The sequence below is a fragment of the Claveliimonas sp. genome (genome assembly GCF_037273965.1).
Taxonomy (GTDB): Bacteria; Bacillota; Clostridia; order Lachnospirales; family Lachnospiraceae; genus Claveliimonas; species Claveliimonas bilis.
Genome location: NZ_JAYAZJ010000074.1, coordinates 1 through 18544, shown reverse-complemented (window position 1 = coordinate 18544; position 18544 = coordinate 1). Strand labels below are relative to the sequence as shown.

Sequence of the window (18544 nt, the reverse complement as noted above, 5' to 3'; positions counted from 1 at the left end):
GATACTTTACTAAAAAAGGAGTTGTCCTTATGAAAAAGAAGTTAAGTATCGGTTTTTTTACAGCATCTCTGGCAGCTTTTATTATTTTGGCGGCTGCCTATCACTTTACTTATGAGAGAGCCGTGGACCGGGCAAGGGAAGAAATGAACCAGACAGCGTCAGAGGAAAACCTGGAGCAAAATGAGGAAACTGTTACAACAGAAGGAGATGCAAGTAAGGAAGACTGCTATTATCTTATGGAAGTAAACGGTTATGTTGTTGTCTTTTTAAGCGATAAAAAGACCGCTTATGACTATACAAGCATTGAAGTTTCTACGCTTCCGACCGAACTGCAAAATGAAGTGAAAAATGGGAAATATATTGAAAGTACGCAGCTTCTCTACAGTTTTCTTGAAAATTATTCCAGTTGATACAAGGTGCTGAGTTCAACGAAGAGTTCGAGGGGAAAATGGCTTGCTCATTTGTGCAGGATAGTGTAAGATGGATAGCGGATCAATAAAGAGAATGGGACGTCGGTGTATACCGGCGTTCATGCAAAAGAAAATAAAGCAGAGGAAGATACAATGGATGAAAATAAGATAAAAAGGATCAATGAGCTTTATCGCCGCTCCAAAGCGGAAGGTTTGACGGAGGAAGAAAAGAAAGAGCAGCAGCTTCTTCGCCGGGAATACATTGAAGCGGTAAAAGCGAACCTTTGGGGGCAGCTGAACAATATTTCCATACAGGAAACAGATGGATCTATTACAGATCTGGGGGAGAAATTTGGTAAAAAAAGAGGAAATTAGAAAAAAGGTTCTCTCTCTTCGGGAAGCGATGGAAAAAGGGGAGTGGGATCAAAAGACCAGAAATATCACCAAAAGGGTGACCAGCCATCCTCTGTTTTTACAGGCAGAGGAGATTTACTGCTATATGGATTTCCGCGGGGAAGTGGGGACTCGCAGGATCATTGAAAAGGCCTGGGAGATGAATAAGAAAGTTGCTATTCCCAAAACAGTAGGAAAAACAATGGAATTTTATTATATTTCTTCCTTCCGGGAAACCCATCCGGGAAGATTCGGCATTTTAGAGCCGGATGAAAGACGACCTGCCTCCGGTGAGGAAGGGCTGATCCTGATGCCGGGAGCTGCATTTGACCATGAACTTCACAGGATCGGATATGGAGGCGGTTTCTATGACCGTTATCTGGAAGCCCACACCGGACTTCTTTCTATGGCTCTGGCCTTTGAATGTCAGGTGCTTCCCGCCATTCCGCAGGAAGAATACGATATCCGTCCCCGTGTTCTCGTGACCGAGATGCGGATAGAGACAAGATACATGGAGGGTGAAAAAGAAGAATGATGACAGGACTGCCAAAGGACCCGGTGCTGCTGCTGGGCGTGGTGAATACGAAACTTAGAGATTATTATTCTGACCTGGATGCCTTGTGCGAAGATATGCAGGCGGAAAAAGAAAAAATCGTGGAACAACTGAAAGGAATAGATTATGAGTACGATGAATCCAGAAATCAGTTTGTATAAAGAAGCGCCGTTATCAGAGCCGGAACGCCAGTATTATTTTATGGAGAAGGCAAAGATTCTGATTCAGGAGCTGGTACAGAAAGCCGGACGTCCCCTGACGTTCTGTGTAACAACATTCGGCTGTCAGATGAATGCCAGAGATTCAGAGAAGCTGTGCGGCATTCTGAAAAACATCGGTTACATAGAACAGGAAGACGAAGAGAAGGCGGACTTTGTGATCTACAATACCTGCACCGTGCGGGAAAATGCCAATCAGAGAGTTTACGGTCGTCTGGGGCAGCTTGGAAAGGCGAAAAAAAAGAATCCTTATATGATCATCGGGTTGTGCGGCTGCATGATGCAGGAGCCGGAGGTAGTGGAAAAAATTAAAAAAAGTTACCGTTTCGTTGACCTTATTTTCGGCACGCACAATATCTATAAATTCGCAGAGCTGATTGTATCCAGGCTGGAATCCCAGCGTATGATCATTGATATCTGGAAAGATACGGATAAGATTGTGGAGGATCTTCCGGTAGAAAGAAAATATCCTTTTAAATCGGGGGTCAATATTATGTTTGGCTGTAATAATTTCTGCAGCTACTGTATTGTTCCTTATGTAAGAGGAAGGGAGAGAAGCCGTGATCCGAGAGCGATCATCAGAGAGATTGAAAAGCTGGCTCAGGATGGAGTAGTGGAGATCATGCTTCTTGGGCAGAATGTTAATTCTTATGGAAAAACGCTGGATGAGCCTATGTCTTTTGCACAGCTTCTTCAGGAAGTGGAAAAGGTGGACGGAATCGAAAGGATCCGTTTTATGACCTCCCATCCGAAAGACCTGTCGGATGAATTAATTGAAGTCATGGCAAGATCCGAAAAGATCTGCCGTCATCTCCATCTTCCGGTACAGTCGGGAAGCAGCCGGATTTTAAAGAAAATGAACCGGCGCTACACAAAAGAACAGTACCTTGCTCTTGTGGAAAAAATTCGAAAGGCAGTACCAGATATTTCTCTGACAACAGATATTATTGTAGGATTCCCCGGAGAAACAGAAGAAGATTTTCTGGAGACCATGGATGTTGTGAAAAGAGTACGGTATGACAGTGCATTTACGTTCATTTATTCCAAAAGGACAGGGACACCGGCTGCTGTTATGGAAGATCAGGTTCCGCCGGATGTGATAAAGAACCGCTTTGATCGTCTTTTGAAAGAAGTGCAGCATATTTCTTCTGAAGTATGTGCAATCCATCAGGGAACCACGCAAACTGTTCTGGTGGAATCTGTCAATGACCATGAACCCGGCATGGTGACAGGACGCCTCAGCAATAATCTTCTGGTGCATTTTCCGGGGGACGAAAAGCTGATCGGTACATTGGTAAATGTTTATCTGGATGAATGCAAAGGATTTTACTATATCGGGACCAGAGTTTAAGGTATAATTCAGGAAAGAAACGCTCACACTATATGGGAAAACATATAGTGAGGGCGTTTTTTACATGAAAAGACTGGGTGAGTATTTGTTTTTATGGGTGGTAGGAGGAATGCTTTATTATTCTTTCGAATTTATTTTTCGCGGCTTTTCCCACTGGAGTATGTTTGTTTTGGGAGGTGTCTGCCTCGTTTTCTGTGCCTGGCAGGGACAGATTCTGGAATGGAAGGATCCGTTCTTTCGGCAGATTCTGCGCTGTATCATCTTTGTAACAGCCTGTGAATTTATTACCGGGATTATTGTAAATAAATGGATGAAATGGCATGTCTGGGATTATACCGGACTTCCGTTCCAATTGTGGGGGCAGATCTGTCTGCCTTTTATGATCATTTTTTCCGGCCTGTGCGCCATAGGGATCCTGCTGGGAGGATATCTTTTATGGGGTGTGTTTGGCGAGAAAAAACCGCATTTTTTCCTGTTTTAACTTTGGGGAAAAATATGCTATACTAAATGAGCACAAAAGATTAAGCACAAAAAGGAGTACTTAGATGGCAGAATTAACCCCAATGATGCAGCAGTATATGGAGACGAAAAAAGAATATAAAGACTGCATTTTGTTTTATAGACTTGGTGACTTTTATGAAATGTTTTTTGAGGATGCACTGACCGCATCCAGAGAACTGGAAATCACACTGACCGGAAAAAACTGCGGGCTGGAAGAGCGGGCACCCATGTGTGGTGTCCCTTATCATGCTGTGGACAGTTATCTGAACCGCCTTGTTTCCAAGGGGTATAAAGTGGCAATATGTGAGCAGATGGAGGATCCGGCCACAGCGAAGGGGATTGTGCGCCGTGAGGTTGTCCGTATTGTAACGCCGGGGACAAATCTGGACACACAGGCTCTGGATGAAACGAAAAATAATTATATCATGTGTGTCGCTTACATAGGAGACCGGTACGGAGTGTCAGTTGCAGATGTAACCACAGGAGATTATTTTGTCACAGAGCTGGATGAGAGCAGTAAACTGTTTGACGAGATCAGCCGGTTTATGCCATCTGAACTTGTCTGCAATGAGGCTTTCTACATGAGCGGTATGGATCTTGATGATCTGAAAGAGCGTCTTGGAATTACTATCTATGCACTGGATTCATGGTATTTTGATGACGCGATCTGCAAAAGAACACTTCTTGAGCATTTTAAAACCAGTTCCCTGGAAGGACTGGGCCTTGCTGATTATGACTGCGGCGTGATCGGCGCCGGCGCCCTTTTTGTATATCTGAAGGAGACTCAGAAGACAGACCTTTGCCAGTTTACAAGACTGACCGGATACACAACAGGAAAATATATGCTTTTAGACAGTTCAAGCCGAAGAAATCTGGAGCTGTGTGAAACCTTGCGGGAAAAGCAGAAAAGAGGATCCCTTTTGTGGGTGCTTGATAAGACAAAGACTGCCATGGGGGCAAGAACACTTCGGAGTATGCTGGAACAGCCTCTGATTGAGAAAAAAGCGATTGTGGAACGTTTGGATGCGGTAGAGGAATTAAAGGACAATGCCATATGCAGAGAAGAGATGCGTGAATACCTTTCTCCCATCTATGACCTGGAAAGACTTCTTAGCAAAGTAGCCTACAGATCAGCAAATCCGAGAGATCTGACTGCTTTTGGAAGTTCTCTGTCTATGCTTCCTCACATCCGCTGTATCCTGGAGGATATGAAAAGTCCGCTTCTTAAGAAGCTTTATAACAATCTTGATCCCCTTGAAGATCTTTGCAGGCTGATTTCCGCTGCAATCTGCGAGGAGCCGCCTATTGCCATGAAAGAGGGCGGGATCATTCGGGAAGGTTACAATGAAGAAGTGGACCGCCTCCGCCATGCCAAGACAGAAGGAAAAGACTGGCTTGCAAAATTGGAGGAGGAAGAAAGGGAAAAGACAGGAATCAAGAATCTTCGTATCCGTTATAATAAAGTATTTGGTTACTATCTTGAGGTTACCAATTCTTTTAAACATCTGGTGCCGGAATACTACACAAGAAAGCAGACGCTGGCAAATGCGGAGCGATACATTATTCCGCGCCTGAAGGAGCTGGAAGATACCATTCTCGGAGCGGAGGATAAGCTTTATGCTTTGGAATATGAACTGTACTGCCAGGTGAGAGATGCCATCGGACAGGAAGTTGTGAGAATACAAAAAACTGCCAAAGCTGTGGCGGAACTGGATACTCTGGCCTCCCTTGCGCTTGTGGCAGAAAGAAACCGCTATGTCCGCCCCAAAATCAATGAAAAAGGAGTCATCAATATTAAAGACGGGCGGCATCCGGTCGTAGAGCAGATGATCCCAAATGACATGTTCATTGCCAATGATACATATCTGGATGATAAAAAGAATCGGATTTCTATTATAACAGGTCCCAATATGGCGGGAAAATCTACCTATATGCGTCAGACAGCACTGATCGTGCTGATGGCGCAGGTTGGCTGCTTTGTACCGGCTTCCAGTGCTGATATCGGCATTGTAGACCGGATTTTTACCAGAGTAGGCGCTTCAGATGATCTGGCGTCCGGACAGAGTACATTTATGGTGGAAATGACCGAAGTTGCCAACATTTTAAGAAACGCCACACGAAACAGCCTGCTGATCCTGGATGAGATCGGAAGAGGAACCAGTACCTTTGACGGACTTAGCATTGCGTGGGCTGTGATTGAACATATCAGCAACACACGGCTTCTTGGTGCAAAAACACTTTTTGCAACCCATTATCATGAGCTGACTGAGCTGGAAGGTAAGATTGATAACGTAAACAACTATTGTATTGCAGTAAAGGAAAAGGGCGATGATATTGTATTCTTGAGGAAAATTGTAAAAGGAGGCGCAGACCGGAGTTATGGAATCCAGGTTGCAAAACTTGCCGGAGTGCCGGAATCTGTCACAACAAGAGCAAGGGAAATTGCAGAAGAGCTTTCCTATGCAGATATCACAACAAGAGTAAAAGATATTGCTGTGGGAGGACATGAGCCGAGGAAAAAGGCCAAAAAATATGATGAAGTGGATCTGGCTCAGATGTCCTTGTTTGATACAGTAAAAGATGACGATGTACTGGAAGAGATAAAAAATCTGGATGTCAGTCATCTGACTCCCATAGACGCACTGAATACTTTGTACCAGCTTCAGAACAAATTAAAGAACAGGTGGTAGATATGAGCAGAATACAGGTTTTAGACCAGGTGACGATTGATAAGATCGCAGCAGGAGAAGTGATCGAAAGGCCGGCATCCATTGTAAAAGAGCTGACGGAAAACGCCATAGATGCAGGAGCAACCTCCATTGCAGTAGAGATAAAAGAAGGCGGGATTTCTTTCATACGAGTGACGGACAATGGCTGCGGCATTGAAAAAGAAGATATACCAAATGCCTTCCTCCGTCATTCTACCAGCAAGATCCGTACAGCGGAGGATCTTGCCCATATTGCCTCCCTGGGATTCCGCGGGGAGGCTTTGTCCAGTATTGCCGCTGTATCCCAGGTGGAACTGATTACAAAGACGAAGGAAAATACATTCGGATCCTCCTATCGGATCGAGGGTGGAAGAGAAGCGGCTTTCGAGGATACAGGCGCGCCGGACGGCACCACATTTCTTGTAAGACAGCTCTTTTATAATACTCCGGCGCGGCGGAAATTTTTAAAAACAGCTATGACAGAAGCGAGCCATGTGGGAGATCTCGTTATGCGCCTTGCCCTTTCTCACCCTGAAATTTCCTTTCAGTTCTATAATAACGGTCAGTCAAAAATCCACACATCAGGCAACGGAAATCTGAAGGATGTCATTTATCATATATATGGAAGAGAAATTGCCGGACACCTTCTGGAAGTGAACTGTGAAACAGAAGGGCTGAAGATCAGGGGATATATTGGAGAACCGCTGATCTCACGGGGAAACCGCAATTTTGAAAACTATTTTATAAACGGGCGCTATATAAAAAGCAATATTATAGCCAAAGCCATTGAGGACGCTTATAAAGATTTTCAGATGCAGCACAAGTATCCTTTTACTGTACTGCATCTGACGGCAGATATACAAGCGATTGATGTCAACGTACATCCCACAAAAATGGAGATCCGTTTTCAGAACCAGCAGGAGATATATAAAGCCGTCAGTGAAGCAGTAGGGCGGGCTCTTCATCAGGAGGAACTGATTCCGGAGGTGGAAGTGCCCGAACCGCCATCTGTCACAGAAAAAGCACCCGAAAAACAGAGCGCGGTCGGTTTTGATACAAACGAAAACGTCAAGAAACAGAGTACACTCTATCAAAAACAGAGTGCGTTCCAAAATCCAAACTCATCCAACGGCGAAAAACAGAGCGCGCTCCGCGAAAATCCTCCACAAAGAGACTTGGATTATTTTATGAAGAAGATGCGGGAGAGGGTTCTTTCCTATCATCAGCAAAATTCTTCTGCAGAAGTAAAGGAACAAGGTGAAATATTCAAGCCTGACAGACAAAAAGACCGGATCATGGAAGCAGTAAATTACAGAAAAGCTTCAGAACCGGAATCCCTGTCCAACCGGCAGATGAATCTCTTTGAAGATAAGCTTTTAAGTAAGGCTTCTGTACCGGAACATAAAATTATCGGGCAGGTTTTTGATACATACTGGCTTGTGCAGTACAAAGACAATCTGTATATTATCGACCAGCATGCTGCCCACGAAAGAGTGCTCTATGAAAAGACGCTTGCCGGAATGAAAACAAGGGAATTTACATCTCAGAATATCAGCCCGCCCATTATTTTAAATCTGTCTATGCAGGAAGCACAGCTTTTAAATACCTATATGGACAGGTTTGAAAGGATCGGCTTTGAAATAGAAGAATTTGGGCAGGATTCCTATGCAGTCCGGGCAGTTCCTGACAATTTATTTGATATTGCAAAAAAAGAATTGCTCATGGAGATGATTGACAGCTTATCCGATGAGATTTATACTGGACTGGCACCGGATATCATTGATGAAAAGATTGCGTCCATGTCCTGTAAGGCAGCGGTAAAAGGGAAGATGCAGATTTCTGCAAAAGAAGCAGAAACTCTGATAGGCGAGCTTTTGAAGCTGGAGAATCCCTATCACTGCCCTCATGGAAGACCAACCATCATTGCAATGAGCAAACGGGAGCTGGAGAAAAAGTTTAAGAGGATCGTGTAATGAAAAGGCCATTGGTCATATTGACAGGCCCTACCGCCGTAGGGAAAACAAGTCTGTCTCTCTCTCTTGCGAAAGAGTTAGACGGAGAGATCGTCTCCGCCGATTCCATGCAGGTATACCGATACATGGATATCGGTACGGCGAAGATACGTGAAGAAGAACGGCAGGGGATTCCACATCATCTGATCGATGTGCTGGATCCCTGGGAAGATTTTAATGTGGTACGTTTCCAGAAAATGGCGCGTGAAGCGCTTGAGGAAATCTGGGAACGGGGACATATTCCTATTGTAACAGGCGGAACGGGGTTCTATATTCAGGCGCTTTTGTATGACATTCATTTTACAGAAAATAATGAGGATTCTTCTTTGAGAAAGGATCTGGAAAATTATGCCCGTGAAAATGGAGCAGAAGCGCTTCATTCAAGACTTGTGGAAGTAGATGAAAAGGCGGCTTCCCAGATTCATTTTAATAATGTGAAGAGGGTGATCCGCGCTCTGGAATTTTATTATCAGACCGGCAAAAAAATGTCAGAGCACAATGAGGAGGAGCGAAAGAGAACCTCTCCGTATGATTTTAAATATTTTGTATTGAACGACGAAAGGGAACATCTCTATGCCGGGATCAATAGAAGAGTTGATCTGATGATGGAGGAAGGGCTTGTAGAGGAGGTACGAAAATTAAAAGAAATGGGATGCGACAGCGCGATGGTATCTATGCAGGGGTTGGGATATAAGGAAATCCTTTCTCATCTGGAAGGGGAATATACCTTGGATGAAGCTGTATACAAGATCAAAAGAGACACCCGTCATTTTGCCAAAAGACAGATTACCTGGTTCAAAAGGGAGCGGGATGTGATCTGGCTCCATAAACCGGATTACGATTATGATGAAACGAAAATAAGGGAGGCAGTTCTTTCTTATTACATATAGAGGGAAATAAGATTTAAGATACAAAAGGGGAGCGATGGAAATGTTAAAAAAATTATTTGGAGGTTTTGGAGGATCGAAATTTTTAAAGAGGATGAATCCTTTGATGGAGCTGTACGCCCACAGCCGCAACAGTGAGAAAACCTATCAGGAGCTGTTGGCTCTGGAACCGCTGATCCGCACAAAGGGGGAGAGGGCAATGTTCAATCTGAACCGTGCGGGAATCCTGTATGATATGTACAGATACAGGGAAGCTGCAGATATCATGCGTGAAATCCCGGCTTTAAATCCGGAGTTTGATGCGCAGTGCGCCGAGATGAAAACAAAGATCATGGCTGCTATGACAAGGGGAGAACATCGATAAAAATGCCATGATAATGAGGAGAAAACAGATAATGCAAAAGATCAATGATATAGAAGAAATGTATGAAAGCCTGGGGATTTCGAAAAAGGTTTTGGAGTTTGGAAAGCAGGCGGAACTAAAGTTAAAGGAGCGGTTTGAAGCCATTGACCGAACGGCGGAGTACAATCAGCTCAAAGTGATCGGTGCTATGCAGAAAAACCGTGTCAGTGAGGGGTGTTTTCATTATGCCAGCGGATATGGATATGACGATCAGGGGCGGGATACTTTAGAAAAAGTATACGCTGATGTATTTCATACAGAGGCTACTCTTGTGCGGCCCCAGATTGCCTGCGGAACGCACGCTCTTGCCCTTGCTCTTGGAGCGAACTTAAGGCCGGGAGACGAGTTGCTCTCTCCGGCAGGGAAACCATATGATACATTGGAGGAAGTGATCGGTATCCGCCCGTCAGCGGGATCCCTGGCAGAATATGGTATTACTTACCGCCAGGTGGATCTTAAGCCGGACGGAAGTTTTGACTATGAGAACATTGAAAAAGCCATTCATGAAAAAACAAAATTAATTACCATTCAGCGGTCAAAGGGATATCAGACAAGACCGAGTTTTTCCGTCGCCCAGATTGGGGAATTGATCGCTTTTGTAAAAAAGATCAAACCGGATGTTATCTGTATGGTTGACAACTGTTATGGTGAATTTGTAGAGACAATAGAACCCAGTGATGTGGGAGCAGATATGGTCGTGGGATCCCTTATCAAAAATCCGGGCGGAGGACTTGCGCCCATCGGCGGTTATGTTGCCGGCAGAACGGATCTGATTGAAAACTGCGGATACCGTCTGACCTCTCCCGGACTTGGCCGGGAAGTGGGGGCTTCTCTGGGGGTGATGCAGTCCTTTTACCAGGGGCTTTTCCTTGCGCCGACCGTGGTGGCAAGCGCCCTTAAAGGAGCGATCCTTGCGGCCAACCTTTATGAATCTCTGGGATTTCCGGTAGTGCCTGACGGCTCCGAGAGCAGGCACGATATTATTCAGGCGGTAGAGCTTGGCACGCCGGAGGGCGTGATCGCTTTCTGCCAGGGCATCCAGGCAGCGGCGCCGGTAGATTCCTATGTAACGCCGGAACCATGGGCTATGCCCGGCTATGACAGCGATGTGATCATGGCAGCCGGAGCTTTTGTACAGGGTTCTTCCATAGAACTGAGTGCTGACGGTCCCATCAAACCGCCCTACGCAGTATATTTTCAGGGAGGCCTGACCTGGCCTCACGCCAAACTTGGCATTTTAATGTCTCTGGAACATATGGTTCGGAAAGGATTGGTTCAAATATGAGAAGAACCGTTGTCATCGGAGGAGGAGCTTCCGGGCTTGTAGCCTCCATTGCGGCAGCCGGAAAAGGCGCTGACGTAACCTTAGTGGAACAAAAAGAACTGGTGGGAAAGAAAATCCTGTCTACCGGAAATGGCCGCTGTAATCTTACAAACCTTGCCATGAGTCCCGAATATTACCGTGGAGGGAACCCGGACACAGTAGAGAAGGTACTCCATACTTTCGGCACGGAAGATACCGTCAGATTTTTCAGAAAGCTGGGAATTATAACAAAAGCAAGAGGAACCTACCTTTACCCTAAGAATGATCAGGCATCGTCCGTCCGGGAAGCACTGGCTCTTGGAATCGCCCGGCTCCAGGTAGAAACGTATCTTCAGACAAAGGTAGAAAAGGTTTCTTTTTCTAAAGGAAAATTTGATATATATACGAGGAAAAACGGAGAAGAACAAAGATTTGAAGCTGACAGGCTGATCCTTGCCGCCGGCGGCAAGGCTTCTCCAGGTCTTGGATCTGACGGCAGCGGATATCAACTTGCCAAAAGCCTGGGACATACCATAACCCCGGTCTTTCCGGCGTTGGTGCAGCTTACGTCGGATGATCCTGCTTTTCGGAAGCTGGCCGGCGTAAGAAGCGACGCAAAGATTGTTCTTATGTCAGACGGAGCTGCAGTGTGTGCCGACCAGGGAGAGATTCAATTTACAGATTACGGGCTTTCAGGTATCCCTGTCTTTCAGGTGAGCCGGTTCGCTGCAGAGGGCCTGCGGGAAGGAAAGCCTGTTTCTGTCATCCTTGACTTCCTTCCGGAGATGCAGGAGACAGAAATCTGCGCCCTCTTCAGAGAGAAGCAAAAAGACTGGAGCGACAATACTGCGGAAGAATTTTTAAGAGGAATTTTTCACCGCAAACTGGTAAATGTGCTCCTTACCCGGGCACACATCCGCTGGTCGCAGAAAGTGGAGAATTTCAGCGAAGAAGATTTTGCAGGACTCGCCTGCCTCTGCAAAAAATTTGAAGTAAAGATTACAGGAACCCGTTCTTTTGATCAGGCGCAGGTCTGTGCAGGAGGAGTTTCTCTTGAAGAGATCGATCCTCTGACTATGGAATCCCTGAAATGCCCCGGGCTGTATATAACAGGCGAACTCCTTGACGTCGACGGCATGTGTGGGGGATATAATCTGCAGTGGGCCTGGGCAACGGGATATATAGCCGGAGAAGCGGCGGCGCTATAAGAGAAAAACGAAGGAAAGGACGGATGTTTATGATCAGACTCCAGCAGTTGAAATTGAATATCGATCATACAGAAGCGGATCTTAGGAGGAAACTTTTGAAAACCCTCCGTGTGAAAGAAGATGCGCTTCTTTCATATCAAATAGAAAAGCAGTCTCTGGATGCCAGGAAAAAGCCTCAGCTTTCCTATGTGTATACAGTGGCTGTCCATTTAAAAAATGAAAAGGAGTTTTTGAAAAAGAACCGGAACGCCAACATCCAGGCTGCCAGCGAAAATCGGTATCACATGGACGTTTCGGGAACGGAAGCGCTGAGGGAAAGGCCTGTCATAGTCGGCAGCGGTCCGGCAGGTCTGTTCTGTGCTTATATGCTTGCCAAAGCCGGATACCGACCGCTGCTTTTGGAACGGGGAATGCCTGTGGAGCAGCGGAAAAAAGATGTAGAGAAGTTCTGGGAGACACAGAGTCTTGATCCGGAATCAAACGTACAGTTCGGCGAGGGAGGAGCCGGTACCTTTTCTGACGGCAAACTCAATACTCTTGTGAAAGATAAAGATGGCAGGGACCGGAAGGTGCTGGAAATTTTTGTGAAGAACGGTGCGCCCAAAGATATCCTGTATGTGAATAAACCTCATATCGGAACTGACCTTTTGATGTCCATTGTGGCAAACATGCGAAAAGAGATTCTTGCATCAGGAGGCGAAGTCCTCTTTCATACGAGAATGGATCGGATACTTCAAAATGAGAACGGTACCTTGCAGGAATTACTTGTCACAGATACAGTCACTGGCCGGAGCCGGCATATAAAGGCAGATATCTGTGTTCTTGCCATCGGTCACAGCGCCCGCGATACATTTGCCATGCTGGATGAGGAACAGGTGAAAATGGAGGCGAAATCCTTTGCTGTAGGAGTACGTATTGAGCATCCGCAGAAAATGATCGATCTGTCACAGTACGGCGATACCACTTTGCCTCTTCCGGCGGCAGCCTATAAACTGACGGCTTCTTCCTCTGATGGGAGAGGGGTATATACATTCTGCATGTGCCCCGGGGGATATGTAGTGAATGCTTCCTCGGAACAAGGTTATCTGGCGGTCAACGGCATGAGTTATCACGACAGGGCAGGCGAAAACGCCAATAGTGCTGTTGTGGTTACCGTTTCACCGGAAGATTTCGGCGGAAGCGGCGTGCTTGCCGGAGTGGCTTTTCAAAGAAGACTGGAAAAAGCAGCTTTTGCGACTGGCGGCGGTCTTGTCCCGATACAGCTGTTTGAGGATTTCTGCCAGGGGAAAATAACAGAAAATCTGGGCGAGATCACCCCGCAGATCAAAGGGGGATATGCTTTTGGAAACGTACGGGGGATCTTCCCGGAGGAAATTTCCCGCGCTCTGGAAGAAGGGATAAAAGCCTTCGGAAGAAAACTTCCGGGATATGACAGGAAAGACGCCGTCCTCGCCGGCGTGGAAAGCCGGACATCTTCCCCGGTACGTATTCTGCGGGGAGCTGATATGCAGGGAAGCATAAGAGGACTTTACCCATGCGGCGAGGGAGCGGGCTATGCCGGAGGAATTACTTCAGCCGCTATGGACGGTTTGAAGACGGCGGAAGCAATCGCCAGAAAATATCATCCTTTCGACAAAGAGACAAAGGATTAAGAAATTTTTAATGGGATAAGGCTATACACTTTTTTTGAAATATGATAGAATATATTGAGTTTTTTAAAGAAAAACAAAGATGTGAGGTGGAGTACATATGAAAGGAGCAGGCGGGAAAAATTCCTGGGCTTTGTTTCTGCTGATTCTGGCAGGAATTGTCCTGGGAGGTTTTATCGGTATGCTTGCAGGTGATACAGGGGGACTTAGTTGGCTTAACTATGGACAGACATTCGGGTTAAGCGAGCCGGTTGTGCTGAATCTTGGCATAGTCGTTATTACATTCGGACTTACGATCAAAATTACGGTTGCCAGCATCATCGGCATGGTTCTTGCAATTATTATTTATCGCTTCTTGTAATAACCGATCTTTACGTGAAGGTTATACTTATCTACAAAGGATGAATCAGACAAATACCATGAAAGAAATGTTGGTATCAGAGCGCCCATACGAAAAGTGTGACGAAAAAGGGGCAGGCAGCTTAAGCGACGCGGAACTTCTGTCTGTTCTGCTGCGCACTGGTACAAGGGGAGAAAATGTCCTGGAGCTTTCCAGGAAAATTTTAAAAGAAGCCGGGGAGGACGGCCTTTTGGGACTCCACCGCTTTACAAAAGAAAAATTTATGAAGATCAGAGGTGTGGGGAAAGTGAAAACGATCCAGCTCCTCTGTATTTTAGAACTGTCTGCAAGGCTTGCGAAAGCTGAAGCGCGCAAAACACTGTGTTTCAGAAATCCGTCAACGATTGCCGGATATTATATGGAAGAAATGCGTCATCTTTCCCAGGAACATATGAAGTTGTTAATGCTGGACACAAAATCAAATCTTATTGCTGAAAAGAATATTTACAAAGGAACTGTAAATGCATCATTGGTAGAACCAAGAGAGATTTTTGTGGAGGCGGTAAAAAGGGAGGCGGTTTCTATTATTCTGCTCCATAATCATCCCAGTGGAGATCCGACTCCAAGCAAAGCGGATGTGGCGATTACTCGGCGGATAAGGCTGGCCGGAGAATTAATTGGAATTGAACTGTTAGATCATATTATTATTGGGAATAATTCTTATATCAGTTTTCTGGAAGAGAATCTGATATACACGAAAGGATAAGAGCAAAAATGGCACGGAATGTATACGGACTTGATCTCGGATCCTATGAGATCAAAGTATATGATAAGAAGAAAGATACGATCTGGAAAGAAAAAAACGTGATTGCCATTGCAAATAAAAAAGAGGTATTTGCTGTGGGCGATGAAGCATATGAGATGTTTGAAAAAGCCCCGGCCAATATACAGGTTGTCTTTCCTATGAAAGACGGAGTGATTTCCAGATTTAACGATATGCAGTACCTTCTTCAGGGACTTTTGAAAAAGGACAGAGGGTTCGCACGGGGAGCGGAGTATGTAATTGCCGTTCCTACAGATGTGACGGAGGTGGAAAAGAAAGCTTTTTTCGATCTTGTCATTCATTCTACAGCCCGGGCAAAAGAAGTCAATATTGTGGAACGGGGGATTGCCGATGCAGTAGGTCTGAATCTGGATGTACAGAATACGAAGGGGCTGTTCATTGTAAACCTGGGCGGAGACACGACTGAACTTTCCATTCTTGCCGGAGGCGGTATTGTACTGAACCGGCTTATAAAAGTGGGAGGTGCAACCTTTGACAATGCTGTTGCCCAGCTTGTACGTTATAACCATGACTTCCTGATCGGAAAGGTAACCTCAGAAATCCTGAGAAAAAGGTTCGGTGTGTTCAGCGAGGACAACAGCGCTTCGCTTACCGTTGCCGGAAGAGATCTGATCACCGGAGTTCCGCAGCAAAGAGAAATTTCTATCAGCCTTGTGCGGGCCGCTATCAAAGATCCTCTGGAGGAATGCATTCACTGTATCCATTCTCTCCTGGACCGTACCCCTCCGGAGGTGCGGAAGGCAGTTTACCGTAACGGTATTTTTCTGACGGGAGGACTTGCCAATCTTCCGGGACTGGAGGTATATATGGAAGAAATGACAGGCATACGTGTCCGGACGGCTATTGATCCGGATATCTGTGCAGTGACAGGGCTGAAGCAGATCATTCAGTCCAAAGAACTAAGAAAACTGGCGTATTCGATGCTGGATGAAAATTATAGGTGGATGAGATAGTATGAAGATCAAAAATCAAAATACGATTCCAAGTAAATATCTTCTTCTGATCGTTGTTGTTGTGTGCGGCATCTTACTGGGAGCGGAACGTTTTATGGACGGAGGTCCTCTTAGCTGGGTGGCAAATTATACCATCATTCCCATGCAAAAAGGGATCAGCTATGTAGGAACGTGGATGAGCGATCTCACAGATAATTTTGCAACTCTTAAGGATCTTCAAAAAGAAAACGAAGAACTGCAGGAGAGAATAGATACTCTGACCATCGACAATACCCGCTTAAGACAGGAGCAGTATGAACTGGAAAGACTGCAGGAACTCTATAAATTGGATCAGAATTATGCGGATTATGAAAAAGTCGGGGCACATGTGATCGCCAACAACGGAACGAACTGGTTCAGTTCCTTTACCATCGATAAAGGCAGCAATGACGGGATCCGCAAGGATATGAACGTACTGGCCGGAAGCGGTCTCGTAGGTATTGTTACAGATGTAGGACCCGATTATGCACAGGTTCGTTCCATTATCGACGATGGAAGTAATGTCAGCGGTATGGTTCTTTCCACTTCCGACCTCTGTATGGTACGCGGTGATCTGCAGCTTATGGAAGACGGCAGGATCCGCTTTGAAAAACTTCCCAACAATGATAACGAGATCGAGGTGGGAGAGCAGGTTGTGACCTCCCATATCAGCTCAACTTACCTCCAGGGACTTTTCATCGGATATATTTCCGAGATCAGTGTGGACTCCAACAATCTGACAAGATCCGGATATATTACTCCGGCAGTGGATTTTTCCAAACTTCAGGAAGTCCTTGTTATTACGACAACAAAGCAGGATCTTACGAATCAGGATGAAGGCAGCGAAGGTGAATAGCCTATGAAAAGAAAAGTTATTACATTTTGTATTATTATTATATGTTTCCTTCTGCAGTCTACTGTTTTTGCAGAGTTGACGTTTGCCTCTATCCGTCCCAATCTGATGATCATTCTGACATCAGCTCTCGGTTTTATGAGAGGAAAAAAGACAGGGATGGCAGTAGGATTCTTCTCCGGTATTCTGATGGATGTGTTCTGGGGGGAAACTCTTGGATTTTATGCGCTGATCCTTACAGTGATCGGCTATCTGAACGGAAGCTTTAAGCGTCTGTTTTATGATGAGGATATTAAGCTTCCGCTTGTCCTTATTGCGGGAAGCGAACTGGTTTACGGGCTGGTCATTTACATTTGTTTCTTTATGATGCAGGGTGATTTCCATTTCTTTTATTACCTGATCCATCTGATCATGCCCGAATTGGTATATACTATTCTGGTAACGATTGTTTTATACCAGATCCTTCTCTACATGAACCGTAAATTAGAAGAAGAAGAACAAAGGAGTGCAAGTAAGTTTGTATAGTATTTGGGATCGCATTAAATCAACAATTGTCGAATTGTTTCAGAGGCGTCTTCTTGTGATGATCATTGTGTTTTGTATCCTATTTACAGTTTTGGCTGGACGCTGTTTTCAGCTGCAGATTGTAGACGGTCAGTCCTATCTGGATGATTACCGGCTTCAGATCCAAAAAACAAGAACGATACAGGGAACAAGAGGAAATATCTATGACCGGAACGGTAAGCTTCTGGCTTACAACGAGCTGGCCTATTCCGTGACTATCGAAGACAACGGGGAATATGACACAATTGCGGAGAAAAATAAGGAGCTTAATAAAGAGATCAGCCAGATCATAGAGATTGTTGAGAGCAATGGAGACTCTGTTATCAGCGATTTCAGTATTGTTCTGGACGCCAATAATGAATATCAGTTTTCTATGACGAATGAAACACAGCGTCTTAGATTTGTGGCAGACGTATTCGGTGAGCAGAAGATCGATGGCCTTGACGAGGAACAGCAGAATATGTCAGCAGCAGATATTATAGATTACCTTTGTACAGACGAAACCTATGGATATGGCATTGATCAGGATGAGTTGGAGAAGTCAGAAGTCCTGAAGCTCGTAAATATCCGCTACGCTATCAGCCTGAACAGTTTCCAGAAATATATTCCCACAACAGTGGCGGAAGATGTAAGCGAGGAAACCGTTGCCGGGATCATGGAACATATGGATGAACTTCAGGGAGTAGACATTGCGGAAGAATCTCTCCGGAAATATACAGACAGTAAATATTTTGCCAATATTATCGGATATACAGGACAGATCTCACAGGAAGAATACAATGCCTTAAGTGATGAGGAAAAAGAGCAGTACGATCTGACAGATACCGTTGGAAAATCGGGACTGGAACAGGTACTGGACAGTACCCTTCAGGGAGAGAAAGGTGAAGTCAAGCTGTATGTAAACAGTGTGGGACGTGTGACAGAGACCGTCGGTGAAACGGAACCGAAAGCAGGAGACAATGTATATTTAACGATTGACGCGGATCTTCAGAAAGCAGCTTATGATATTTTAGAGCAGGAAATCGCGGGAATCCTTCTTGCGAAAATGCAGAATATTCTGGATTATGACCGCAGCGGAACAGAAGATGCGGCAGATGTCATCGTTGCCAGCGGAGATGCCTACAATGCTTTTATTTCTAATGATATTGTAGATATGAGCCATTTTTCCGCTGAGGATGCAGGAAGTGCTGAAAAATCCGTGTACAGCAAATTCTCTTCCTATAAAGAGCAGGTGATCGGACAGCTTACTTCCATTTTGCAGGATGGGAACAGTACCGTTTACAGCAATCTCTCTAAAGAATGGAAAGCCTATCTTACGTATCTTGTCAGCGATGTACTGACAGACAGCGCCGGCATCATTGATTCTGACGCCATCG

19 protein-coding genes are annotated in these 18544 nt (G+C 45.3%); all 19 read left to right on the top strand.

Annotated features, from left to right (window positions below):
• Positions 1–29 precede the first annotated feature (29 nt).
• Positions 30–410: a hypothetical protein gene (locus WJ238_RS06570; RefSeq protein ID WP_230106176.1), complete on the top strand. Its 381-nt coding sequence runs from the start codon at positions 30–32 to the stop codon at positions 408–410.
• A gap of 153 nt (positions 411–563) precedes the next feature.
• Positions 564–785, top strand: coding sequence for a DUF896 domain-containing protein (locus WJ238_RS06565; protein ID WP_337606481.1), 222 nt, complete (start codon positions 564–566; stop codon positions 783–785).
• Positions 733–1338 (top strand): 5-formyltetrahydrofolate cyclo-ligase, encoded by a 606-nt coding sequence (locus tag WJ238_RS06560; protein ID WP_337606480.1) that lies wholly within the window; start codon positions 733–735, stop codon positions 1336–1338. The genes WJ238_RS06565 and WJ238_RS06560 overlap by 53 nt, the downstream gene beginning before the upstream one ends.
• Positions 1335–1517 carry a DUF4250 domain-containing protein gene (locus WJ238_RS06555; RefSeq protein WP_230106173.1) on the top strand — a complete coding sequence of 61 codons (183 nt, stop codon included), beginning with the start codon at positions 1335–1337 and terminating at the stop codon, positions 1515–1517. The genes WJ238_RS06560 and WJ238_RS06555 overlap by 4 nt, the downstream gene beginning before the upstream one ends.
• On the top strand, positions 1483–2925 hold the full coding sequence (gene miaB / locus WJ238_RS06550; protein WP_230106172.1) for a tRNA (N6-isopentenyl adenosine(37)-C2)-methylthiotransferase MiaB: 1443 nt from the start codon (positions 1483–1485) through the stop codon (positions 2923–2925). Before WJ238_RS06555 ends, miaB begins: the two co-directional genes overlap by 35 nt.
• A 64-nt stretch (positions 2926–2989) precedes the next feature.
• Positions 2990–3406, top strand: coding sequence for a putative ABC transporter permease (locus WJ238_RS06545; RefSeq protein WP_230106171.1), 417 nt, complete (start codon positions 2990–2992; stop codon positions 3404–3406).
• 64 nt (positions 3407–3470) lie between these two features.
• Positions 3471–6116: a DNA mismatch repair protein MutS gene (mutS, locus tag WJ238_RS06540; protein ID WP_230106170.1), complete on the top strand. Its 2646-nt coding sequence runs from the start codon at positions 3471–3473 to the stop codon at positions 6114–6116.
• 2 nt (positions 6117–6118) lie between these two features.
• The gene (gene mutL / locus WJ238_RS06535) at positions 6119–8107 is read left to right on the top strand and encodes a DNA mismatch repair endonuclease MutL (protein WP_337606479.1); all 1989 of its coding nucleotides are present in this window, start codon (positions 6119–6121) and stop codon (positions 8105–8107) included.
• On the top strand, positions 8107–9036 hold the full coding sequence (gene miaA, locus WJ238_RS06530; RefSeq protein ID WP_230106168.1) for a tRNA (adenosine(37)-N6)-dimethylallyltransferase MiaA: 930 nt from the start codon (positions 8107–8109) through the stop codon (positions 9034–9036). The genes mutL and miaA overlap by 1 nt, the downstream gene beginning before the upstream one ends.
• A 40-nt stretch (positions 9037–9076) precedes the next feature.
• Positions 9077–9397 carry a hypothetical protein gene (locus WJ238_RS06525; RefSeq protein ID WP_230106167.1) on the top strand — a complete coding sequence of 107 codons (321 nt, stop codon included), beginning with the start codon at positions 9077–9079 and terminating at the stop codon, positions 9395–9397.
• A 31-nt stretch (positions 9398–9428) separates the two neighbouring features.
• Complete coding sequence (locus WJ238_RS06520; RefSeq protein WP_230106166.1) at positions 9429–10721, top strand: methionine gamma-lyase family protein; 1293 nt, start codon at positions 9429–9431, stop codon at positions 10719–10721.
• Positions 10718–11947, top strand: a complete 1230-nt coding sequence (locus WJ238_RS06515) for a BaiN/RdsA family NAD(P)/FAD-dependent oxidoreductase (RefSeq protein WP_230106165.1) — start codon at positions 10718–10720, stop codon at positions 11945–11947. Before WJ238_RS06520 ends, WJ238_RS06515 begins: the two co-directional genes overlap by 4 nt.
• A gap of 29 nt (positions 11948–11976) precedes the next feature.
• A complete protein-coding gene (locus WJ238_RS06510; RefSeq protein WP_230107619.1) occupies positions 11977–13599 on the top strand; it encodes an NAD(P)/FAD-dependent oxidoreductase in 1623 nt (540 codons plus the stop codon).
• A 97-nt stretch (positions 13600–13696) separates the two neighbouring features.
• Positions 13697–13957, top strand: coding sequence for a DUF4321 domain-containing protein (locus tag WJ238_RS06505; protein ID WP_230106164.1), 261 nt, complete (start codon positions 13697–13699; stop codon positions 13955–13957).
• A 40-nt stretch (positions 13958–13997) separates the two neighbouring features.
• Positions 13998–14702, top strand: coding sequence for a RadC family protein (radC, locus tag WJ238_RS06500; protein WP_230106163.1), 705 nt, complete (start codon positions 13998–14000; stop codon positions 14700–14702).
• An 8-nt stretch (positions 14703–14710) separates the two neighbouring features.
• Complete coding sequence (locus WJ238_RS06495) at positions 14711–15733, top strand: rod shape-determining protein (RefSeq protein WP_230106162.1); 1023 nt, start codon at positions 14711–14713, stop codon at positions 15731–15733.
• Position 15734: 1 nt separating this feature from the next.
• Positions 15735–16607, top strand: coding sequence for a rod shape-determining protein MreC (gene mreC, locus WJ238_RS06490; RefSeq protein WP_230106161.1), 873 nt, complete (start codon positions 15735–15737; stop codon positions 16605–16607).
• Positions 16608–16610: 3 nt separating this feature from the next.
• Entirely contained in the window at positions 16611–17129 is a 519-nt protein-coding gene (gene mreD / locus WJ238_RS06485) for a rod shape-determining protein MreD (RefSeq protein ID WP_230106160.1), read from the top strand.
• Positions 17122–18544, top strand: a 1423-nt coding sequence (locus WJ238_RS06480) for a penicillin-binding protein 2 (RefSeq protein WP_524536991.1), incomplete at its 3' end; no start/stop codon positions are given. The genes mreD and WJ238_RS06480, both read left to right, overlap by 8 nt.